Source organism: Marinospirillum insulare DSM 21763, assembly GCF_000686905.1.
Classification (GTDB): Bacteria; Pseudomonadota; Gammaproteobacteria; order Pseudomonadales; family Halomonadaceae; genus Marinospirillum; species Marinospirillum insulare.
The window spans coordinates 1-9257 of the sequence record NZ_JMLW01000048.1; the positions used below are offsets into that span (position 1 = coordinate 1).

At 38.6% G+C, this 9257-nt stretch carries 9 protein-coding genes and 1 pseudogene; 1 reads left to right on the top strand and 9 read right to left on the bottom strand.

Features of this window, described 5'->3' with window-relative positions:
- On the top strand, positions 1-326 hold a 326-nt coding region (locus BP27_RS0112910), incomplete at its 5' end, for an IS30 family transposase (protein ID WP_027851897.1).
- On the opposite strand, the gene BP27_RS17180 is transcribed toward BP27_RS0112910, so the two are convergent.
- From BP27_RS17180 to BP27_RS17275, 9 genes and pseudogenes are all read right to left on the bottom strand, one after another.
- Positions 315-479: a sulfotransferase gene (locus BP27_RS17180; protein WP_150112070.1), complete on the bottom strand. Its 165-nt coding sequence runs from the start codon at positions 477-479 to the stop codon at positions 315-317. The two genes, BP27_RS0112910 and BP27_RS17180, sit on opposite strands and share 12 nt — an antisense overlap.
- A 67-nt stretch (positions 480-546) precedes the next feature.
- Positions 547-1722, bottom strand: coding sequence for a TDP-N-acetylfucosamine:lipid II N-acetylfucosaminyltransferase family protein (locus BP27_RS0112920; RefSeq protein WP_027851898.1), 1176 nt, complete (start codon positions 1720-1722; stop codon positions 547-549).
- A 30-nt stretch (positions 1723-1752) separates the two neighbouring features.
- Entirely contained in the window at positions 1753-3492 is a 1740-nt protein-coding gene (locus tag BP27_RS0112925) for an SLC13 family permease (RefSeq protein WP_027851899.1), read from the bottom strand.
- Between the two features lie 12 nt (positions 3493-3504).
- Entirely contained in the window at positions 3505-5412 is a 1908-nt protein-coding gene (cysN, locus tag BP27_RS0112930; protein ID WP_027851900.1) for a sulfate adenylyltransferase subunit CysN, read from the bottom strand.
- The gene (gene cysD, locus BP27_RS0112935) at positions 5412-6365 is read right to left on the bottom strand and encodes a sulfate adenylyltransferase subunit CysD (RefSeq protein WP_084324607.1); all 954 of its coding nucleotides are present in this window, start codon (positions 6363-6365) and stop codon (positions 5412-5414) included. Before cysD ends, cysN begins: the two co-directional genes overlap by 1 nt.
- A gap of 201 nt (positions 6366-6566) precedes the next feature.
- Positions 6567-7580 carry a sulfotransferase gene (locus BP27_RS0112940; protein ID WP_027851902.1) on the bottom strand — a complete coding sequence of 338 codons (1014 nt, stop codon included), beginning with the start codon at positions 7578-7580 and terminating at the stop codon, positions 6567-6569.
- Between the two features lie 11 nt (positions 7581-7591).
- On the bottom strand, positions 7592-8551 hold the full coding sequence (locus tag BP27_RS0112945) for a hypothetical protein (RefSeq protein ID WP_036240332.1): 960 nt from the start codon (positions 8549-8551) through the stop codon (positions 7592-7594).
- Entirely contained in the window at positions 8551-9030 is a 480-nt protein-coding gene (locus tag BP27_RS17600; protein ID WP_084324608.1) for a WbqC family protein, read from the bottom strand. The genes BP27_RS0112945 and BP27_RS17600 overlap by 1 nt, the downstream gene beginning before the upstream one ends.
- A pseudogene (locus tag BP27_RS17275) lies at positions 9031-9257 on the bottom strand (IS30 family transposase); the annotation flags it as partial. It lies immediately after the preceding gene.

Here is a 9257-nt window from a genome sequence, read left to right on the forward strand (position 1 = left end):
CACCCTTTGCTTCTGTTGGTTTAGTACATACTCTAACGGCAGATAATGGTAAAGAGTTTGCTGAGCATCAAGCCATTGCAAAAGCACTGAATTGTGACTTTTACTTTGCAGACCCTTATGCTTCTTGGCAACGTGGATTGAATGAAAATACAAATGGCTTAATACGTCAATACTGCCCCAAAGGTTCATGCTTTAAGCACTTAGATGATGAGCATTTTGAATTCATTATGCATCGTTTAAATAACCGACCTAGGAAAACACTTGGAATGAAAACACCAAATGAAGTATTGTTTGAAGAATTACAGGCTGTTGCACTAGCAAGTTGAATCCAAGATTGCTTTTACGTTATCAAGTGCAACTGAGGAGTCTGTCGCTTGAGCTAGTAAAGCAGCTATAGCTGTTGTTCCAGATTTTTGATTGCCAAGTATGAAAGTTGGAGAGGTTTTTTTTAGTTGACTTAGAGTTAAATTTTGCTTCATTGAATCTCCGTTTTTAACTTTTAATATAAAACATTTTTAATGTTGCAATAACATAAATCTAAATATTTCAGGTATTTTTTTTAGAAACTGTTTCTATTAATTGTTTGGTTTTTTCTAGCGCGGTATCCCAAGATCTTAATTTTGTAATTATTGTTTTATTTTTTAACTTTTCTTCTACACTTAGTTCCTTGTGTAATAATGATGGATCATCTAATAGTTCTTTAATGTTATTTAGTATAACTCCTTCATTTTTGTAGTATTTATAAAATGGGTTTTTTTCATTTAAAATTACTCTCGAGCCAAAGTATAGTGTTGCTGATATATTAAAACCAGCTTGTTGTCTTTTATGGTTCATTATTACTGTTTTACATGTTTCTAGTAGCTTCATATAATCATTGGGTGGGATAAAATCTTCAATAGTTTTAATTTTTTCACCAATTTTTTTAACACCAAATTCTTTTATTTTTTCAGCGTATATTTTACTGCCATAGTTTAGTGGCATTATTACTTTGTCTATTTTATCTAGGTTGGTTTTACTTAGTAACTCTATTACTTCTTTATGGTTGTTAGTTGCTGTTGCACTATTTCCTAGTAATATACTTGTTTCTTTATTCGTTTCACTTTCTTTGTATGTAGTAATTGCCTTACCTAGATTTCCATAATTCCAGAAAACATACTTAGGCTTAAAGTCACTATACTTCTCTTTTATTAAATTGTATTCACTCTCTAAAACGGGGGAGAAGTAGTTTATTTTATTCAGTATTTTTTTCTTGTTTTTGTGCTTTCGATATAAAATCTGATGTATTTTATTTTTTATCTTAAATTTTATTTTGGTGTTTTTTTGTTTTTTTTCTGTTTGTCTATCTAATTCTTTTTTTAAGTTTAATGTGCCTTTTTCATAAAGTTTATTATCATCGTTATAAATTAAATCATAGTAATCAAACCCCATTCCTATCCAGACAAAATTAACTTTATTACTGGAGCGGGCTATTATTTCTAAATTTAGTTTTGTCATACCGTGCATAAATACTGCTTGATATTTTTTTAGCGAACTTATAAATAGTGGATTTAATATTTTTGTGTAATTTATTCTTTTTGGCTGAATTTTTTTAAGATGCTTTATTGGATGTTTTTTCCCTAAAAGTATGTAATCGCTTGTATTGGGTGATGTGGCTTCAAATAAATCATGTGCAGAGTCGGGAAATTTTTCATCTAATACAATATGTAAAAATAGCTTTTCCATAGTAGCCTTCTAAGAATTTAAGTAGAGCATTTAATTCATTTTATTAAACAGAAATACCCAAACCACCATTCCACAAACCCCCACCCCATAAACCACTGCTAAGGGTAAGCCTGTTTTAAGGTAGTCCACAAATCTGTAATTACCTGCGGTATAAACCATTAAGTTGGTTTGGTAGCCGTAGGGGGTTATAAAGGATGCGCTGGCGGCGAAGGCGATGGTTAGTAGTAGCGGTTTGGCATCCACTCCAAATTGTTGCGCTATGGCTAAGCCTATCGGGAAGGCTAAAGCTGCTGCGGCGTTGTTGGTAATCAGTTCAGTTAATAGCCAGGTAGTTAGGTAAAGCCCAATGAGTGCGCCAGTTAAGCCCCAGATGGAAAACAGGCTAATGATTTGTTCTGCTAGTAGGTCGGCTAAACCAGAACTAAGCATGGCTTGGGCGATGCCGAGGGAGCAGCCGATAACCAGCAATAATTCAAAAGGGGCGCGGCGGCGTATTTCGGTAATGCTTAACACGCCTGTGGCTAGGTAGCCTGCCACCAGTAATAAAAGTGCATCTAATAAGGTTAAAAAACCTGTGGCGGCAGTAAACAAAGCAGCTAAAAAGCTTAGAAGTATTAAAACTCCGTTTTTACCTTGGTGTTGCTGTGGGGCTTTTACGCCCTTCACCACTATAAAATTTCTGGCTAGGTTAGTGCGTTGGCTAAAGTCTACACCCACGGCTAATACCAGCAAGTCGCCTGGGCGTAATTGCAAAGCACCTAAACCACCGGAGAGTTTTTGATTACCGCGCTTAACTGCCACTACAGCCGCATCAAACTGGCTTCTAAAATTAGCGTCTTTAATGCTTTTATTGATTAAGGCAGATGTGGGGCTAATCACCACTTCCACTAGGTTATGTTTGGGTAAATCCACCACACCTTCATCTAGCTCTAAACCGGGTAGGGCTTCTAGCAGGTGTACTTGGTTTATATCGCCTGAAAAAACTAGCTGGTCGTTGGCTTGTAAGCGTTCGGTGGGTTTTACAGGTGAAATCAACTCGCTACCGCGTATCACTTCCACCAAAAATAAAGTTTCTAATTGGCGTAAGCCTGCTTCGTTAATGCTTTTCCCGACTAGGGGCGAGTGAGCTGCCAAGGTGAGTTCAGTAAAATAATGGCTGGGTGTTTTTTGGCTAGTAAAGCCATTGTTGGGCAGCAGTTTATAGATGAAGCTAATCAGTAAAATGCCCAATAAAAAAATGGGTAAGCCTATTAGTGTGAAGTCAAAAAAGTTAAAACCTTCTAACCCTGCATCTTGCGCTAACCCCTGCACGATTAAGTTAGTTGAAGTACCCACTAAGGTGAGCGTACCGCCTAAAATAGCCGCGTAAGACAAAGGAATTAGTAAACGGCTGGGCGGTGTTTGTTGGTTGCGCCCAATTGGGCCCATTAGGGTGGCAACCACCGCAGTGTTATTGGTGACAGAAGAAAGCATTCCAGCACTAAACATCAATTTTAGCAGCACAAAACGCTCTTTACCTTTAAGTAAGCTACTGGCTAAACCTTGCACTAGGCGGGTTTTTTCTAAGGCAACGGCAGCGATTAACAGCAAAAATAAACTTACTAAAGCAGGGTTCACAAAGTTACTTAATAGCTGCTGGCTGGTTATTTGCCCTGTGAAATAAACCACCAGCAAGGCAGTACCAAAAACATAAATGGGCTTGAATCGGGTAAAAATTAATGTACCGATTAAACCAACTAATACGCCTGAAAGCACGAGCAAATTGAACATTAGGTTTTATGTTTAACCATCAATAATGTCACGCTCTATAAGCGCTTGAATTATTTCATCGGCAGCGGCTTCGGCGGTTTGTTTTGTGGTGTTAATGTGTATAGCCGGTGCTTTGGGGATTTCATAGGCAGAATCTATGCCGGTGAAGTTTTTCAATTCACCAGCGCGGGCTTTTTTGTATAAGCCTTTTACATCACGTTCTTCTGCCACGCTTAAAGGTGTATCTACAAAGACTTCTAAAAATTCGCCTTCGGCCATTAAATCTTTGGCCATTTTACGTTCGGCTCTAAAAGGAGAAATAAAGGCGGTAAGTACAATTAAGCCTGCATCCGCCATTAACTTGCTGACTTCAGCCACACGGCGAATGTTCTCTACTCGGTCGGCATCGGTAAAGCCTAAATCACGGTTTAATCCGTGGCGCACGTTATCGCCATCTAACAAGTAGGTATGTTGGCCTAGTGCATGGAGTTGCTTTTCTACTTGGTTAGCAATGGTGGATTTACCCGACCCCGATAAGCCGGTAAACCAAAGCACACAGGGTTTTTGTTGCTTGGCTTCAGCACGAGCGGCTTTGTTTACATCTAAGGGTTGTAGGTGAATATTTTGGCTGCGGCGCAGGGCAAAGTTCAACATGCCAGCGCCCACGGTGTTATTGGTTAGCCGGTCGATTAAAATAAAACCGCCTGTATCTTGGTTGGCTGTATAAGCATCAAAGGCGATGGCTCGATCAAGCGAAAGATTGCACACGCCTATGGCATTTAATTCCAAGGTTTTGGCAGGTAATAATTCTTGGGTATTAATATCAACTTGGTGTTTTATTTCACTGATTTGCGCTGAAACGGTGTTAGTACCAATTTTCATTAAATAACGCCGGCCGGGTAGCAAAGCTTCTTCATGCAGCCACACTAGGTTGGTTTCAAACTGGTCGGCAGTTTCAGGGGGTGAAGTTTGGGCGGCTATGACATCACCGCGCGAAACATCAATTTCATCGGTAAGGGTTAGGGTAATCGACTGGCCTGCTACGGCTACTGGTAAGTCATCATCACCCAACACAAGGCGTTCTACTTGACTGGTTCGGCCCGAAGGCTGTACCTGTATGGCATCACCCACTTGCACCACACCACTGGCAATCGTGCCAGCAAACCCGCGAAAATCTAAATTAGGGCGGTTAACCCACTGCACTGGCAAACGAAAGGGTGCGTTTTGTAAACGCTCATTGTCGAGTTCCACGTTTTCTAAATAGTGCATTAACGGCACCCCCTGATACCAAGGGGTGCGTTGGCTGTTGGTGGTGATGTTGTCGCCTTTAAAAGCCGACAAGGGAATAAAGGTGATATTTTCTATGCCAATTTGCTGTGCAAAGGCTTGGTAGTCGGCAACGATTTGGTTGTAAACGCTTTCGGAATAATCCACTAAATCCATTTTGTTAATGGCAACCACAAGATTACGAATACCAATTAAAGCCATTAAGTAACTGTGGCGACGGGTTTGGGTCAAAATACCTTTACGTGCATCGACCATTAAAATCGCCGCATCAGCCGTGGAAGCGCCCGTGACCATGTTACGGGTGTACTGTTCATGCCCAGGAGTGTCCGCCACAATAAACTTGCGTTTGTCAGTGGAGAAAAAACGATAAGCTACGTCTATAGTAATGCCTTGTTCACGCTCGGCGGCTAGGCCATCAACCAGTAGGGCTAAATCCAGTTCTTCGCCTTGTGTACCGTGTTTTTTAGAATCGGCTTCTATGCTGCTTAACTGGTCTTCAAACAAGACTTTAGATTCAAACAGCAAACGCCCAATTAGAGTACTTTTACCATCATCGACACTGCCGCAGGTAATAAAACGCAACAGGCTTTTGTTTTCGTGGGCTTTTAGGTATTGCTCGATATCGGTAGCAATTAAATCAGATAATTCCGCCATTAGAAGTAGCCCTCCTGCTTTTTCTTTTCCATGGAAGCAGCCGCATCGTGATCTATCACGCGACCTTGGCGTTCAGAAGTATTGGCTAACAGCATTTCTTGAATAATTTCGGGTAGGGTTTCTGCGTTGGATTCCACCGCGCCAGTTAAGGGGTAACAGCCCAAAGTACGGAAACGCACTTTTTTCATCATCGGCACTTCGCCATCCTTTAAAGGCATACGCTCATCATCCACCATAATCAGCGTGCCATCACGCTCGACTACAGGGCGTTCAGCAGCAAAATACAAGGGCACTATAGGAATGCCTTCTAAATATATGTATTGCCAAATATCTAACTCAGTCCAGTTAGAAATCGGGAAAACACGCATCGACTCGCCCTTGTGTTTACGGGCGTTATAGAGTTTCCATAATTCTGGGCGTTGGTTTTTAGGGTCCCAACGGTGTTGTTCAGTACGAAAAGAAAAAATACGCTCTTTAGCACGGGATTTTTCTTCATCGCGACGCGCACCACCAAAAGCCGCATCAAAACCGTATTTATCTAAAGCCTGCTTTAAGCCTTCAGTTTTCATCACATCGGTATGCACCGCAGAACCGTGGGTAAAGGGGTTAATGTCTTGTTCAATACCCTCGGGGTTGATGTGTACTAACAAATCTAAGCCAGTTTCTTTTACACGCTGGTCACGCAAGTCGTACATTTCACGAAACTTCCAGCGTGTATCTACGTGCATTAAAGGAAAAGGCGGTAACGAAGGCGCAAAAGCCTTCATCGCCAAGTGCAGCATCACCGCACTGTCTTTACCGACGGAATAAAGCATGACGGGGTTTTCAGCTTCTGCCACCACTTCACGCATAATGTGAATGGACTCGGCTTCAAGGCGTTGGAGATGGGTAAGGGGCATGGTTGGGCTTTGGTTAGTTTTGATTAAATTTCGCAAGGTATTACTGTATAACATCCATCCACTAAAACTCCCTTTACCATATATTTTTTCGCTTCAAAATCTGAACATTTTAATATTATATAACAATAGCCAGTGTTAGTATATTTAGGAGAGCTAGGCATACTGGATCTATTGCAAACAAGGTGTTTTATTTCTATTAATTTTATTTTGGAATTAAAATCTTCAGGTGAAAGTTCAACTCTATAGCATTTCATACTAATGACCTAAATTTTTTGAAATGGTTTCTTTTGCAGCTACTTTATTGTATTCTATAATCCGCCAATTATTTGTAATATTAAAAGATTTTTTACCTTGGTAACTTGGAGCTACATTGCTACTCAAGCCATCATGTGTTTTTATTTTATCTACTAATAAGCCATAATAGTATTCTGGTCGTTTGCAGAAGTCTTCATACTGAACTACTAGTTTTTTATGCTCAGGTAAACCTGAGATACCTTTTTCTACTGATTTATTAATAGCTGTAATTTGACCTGCAACGGATTCAAGTGGATCGAGGTTTTTTAGTTCAGGGTACTCTTTTATTTTAAAAGAGTACCAAGTATTTATATCACCATATTGGCGTTTACGAGCTTCCAAAGCAGATTGGATATTAAACACTGGATCACGGTGAATATGAATAAACAAAGCTTTGTCGAATTGTTTATTTAATTCTGGGATGCTTTGGTTCATAATCATCCCTTTCATGGCAAATGGTTTTTCAAAAATGTTTGCTAAAGCATTTAACTCATCACGAAATCCACTTAAATTTGCTTTTTTATGTAGTTCTTCTGGTGACATATAATCTAGCTCACCATAGGGTAGAAAACGGCGCCAAAAATACCAAAACTCATTAGGTGCTAGTGCGCCTTTGGTTTTTCCATTTTCAGAGCTAAAGTCAATATCAGAATTAAAGTCTAAAATTTCATTACGAAAATTATATTTAGGGTCAGTTAACAGTTGTTGTATTTTAGCCCCAACCAAAGGCGCACCATAAAATCGTGATAATAAATTAGTTGGATAAGAAACCAGCCCAGTATTAGCAAGCCATTGAGTAAACAAGGTGGTACCAGAACGGGGTGGACCCACAATAAAAACTTTAGAAAACTTTTCCGATTTATCGTCTAAATATTTCTTATTAGCCCCTGCTAAATTTTTATTCAACTCTTTAAGTAAGTCTTCGAGTGAACCAACACGTGCATATTTTTCAGTACGATTTTCAGATGCAGCCATATCCAAACCTTTTAATTAATTTTTAACGAGATTATAAGCCTATCCATATCATTTTTGCTGTATCGCTGATCTATCGGTAAGGGATATAAATTATTTATTAAATATTCTTCTTGATTTCCTTTACATCTATCTAGCGCATCAGGCCAGTAGGTAGGGGTAAAAATTCTTTTTTTAATTAATTCTACCCCTCTATCTTGATATGACAGTAACGGATATGACAGTGGTGCATCAAAGCTTTCTATTTCTAACTCGTTTAAATGTTTAAACTTGTCGTGCAAATAGATAAAGTTTGCATTTCTTATTTCTTTTATAGACTCATAATCAATACTAGCTAACAATCTTTCTGTTAGCTGCGACATTTTCTTGGGCTGTAGGTTATTTAAACTATTTTCATTCTCTTGATAGTCTGAATACCCATCTTCTGGCTCACCTGCTAACCGTTTAAGTAAATGTGACGCTCTATCTATAGAGCCAGTATCTATTTCTTCAGGTTCGGTTATATCTAAATTAGTAGCTAAAAGTCCGCCATCTGGAACGCCAAAGAACTTCCTTGGAGAATATATTGTTGCCAAAGCATCCAAAGGTTTTTGAAAAAATGCTTGTGAATGATCGAAAACTAATTGATTAGCAGGATATTTTTTTAATAAATTTTCTTGGTGGCTTGTGCATAAGCCAAAGTAGTTCACATAGAACAAAATTTCATTATCTTTTAGTCTGCCTGTAAACTTGCAGTCTAAATCTTTAGATATGCTGTAATAATCAATATCTATTGCCAAAGCTCTTAGTGGCGCAATCATGGTATCGCAAATATAGCGCGGCATGTAAACCTTACTTGGTTTTATTTTTTCTAATAATGCATAAAATGCCGAGCGTGCAGATTGGTATTTAAAAGCTTCTGGGTAGGGGTAGTTTTGGCTTTTAGGAAGTTCTAACTCAAAATAACCACCGATAGGTTTATTGTTTATTTGCATTAATCTACCAACTTATAACTTTTCATTTGCTCAATTACTTGCTCTTTTGGTAAGTTCATTAAAATATCTATGATAGACAAGTAAGGTACAAATTCCTTTGCCCCATACTGCGGGTATTCTTCAATGTTCGTTTCAATAAATTTCAATTCAATTCCATGTGGCTGAAAAATTTCTGTATTATAAAGTTCTCTACCGCCGGGACTATTTATATACTCAGCACCACCTAACTCTTTACAAATAGAAACAAGCTTTTGATCAGCTGCTTGTGTTCTGTCGTATTCTAAGTCAGTTGAGAAAATAATTTCTTTATTAATTCCTAAATAGTTAAAAATCTTTTTATAAGAGTACAGGCATAGGTTTGGAATATCTCTTTTTTCGTAATTTAATATATCTTCGATGATAGGATATACGCTTTCGCTATATGGTGATTTTGAATAGCTTTGCTGAAGTGTATTAAGTAACTTTCTTACATCTTGGATTCAACTTGCTAGTGCAACAGCCTGTAATTCTTCAAACAATACTTCATTTGGTGTTTTCATTCCAAGTGTTTTCCTAGGTCGGTTATTTAAACGATGCATAATGAATTCAAAATGCTCATCATCTAAGTGCTTAAAGCATGAACCTTTGGGGCAGTATTGACGTATTAAGCCATTTGTATTTTCATTCAATCCACGTTGCCAAGAAGCATAAGGGTCTGCAAAGTAAA

Coding starts and splice junctions, on each gene's coding strand:
- BP27_RS0112920 (WP_027851898.1), bottom strand. CDS start 1,722: ATGGAAAAGCTATTTTTACATATTGTATTAGATGAAAAATTTCCCGAC.
- BP27_RS0112925 (WP_027851899.1), bottom strand. CDS start 3,492: ATGTTCAATTTGCTCGTGCTTTCAGGCGTATTAGTTGGTTTAATCGGT.
- BP27_RS17180 (WP_150112070.1), bottom strand. CDS start 479: ATGAAGCAAAATTTAACTCTAAGTCAACTAAAAAAAACCTCTCCAACT.
- BP27_RS0112940 (WP_027851902.1), bottom strand. CDS start 7,580: ATGGCTGCATCTGAAAATCGTACTGAAAAATATGCACGTGTTGGTTCA.
- BP27_RS0112945 (WP_036240332.1), bottom strand. CDS start 8,551: ATGCAAATAAACAATAAACCTATCGGTGGTTATTTTGAGTTAGAACTT.
- cysD (WP_084324607.1), bottom strand. CDS start 6,365: ATGTTATACAGTAATACCTTGCGAAATTTAATCAAAACTAACCAAAGC.
- cysN (WP_027851900.1), bottom strand. CDS start 5,412: ATGGCGGAATTATCTGATTTAATTGCTACCGATATCGAGCAATACCTA.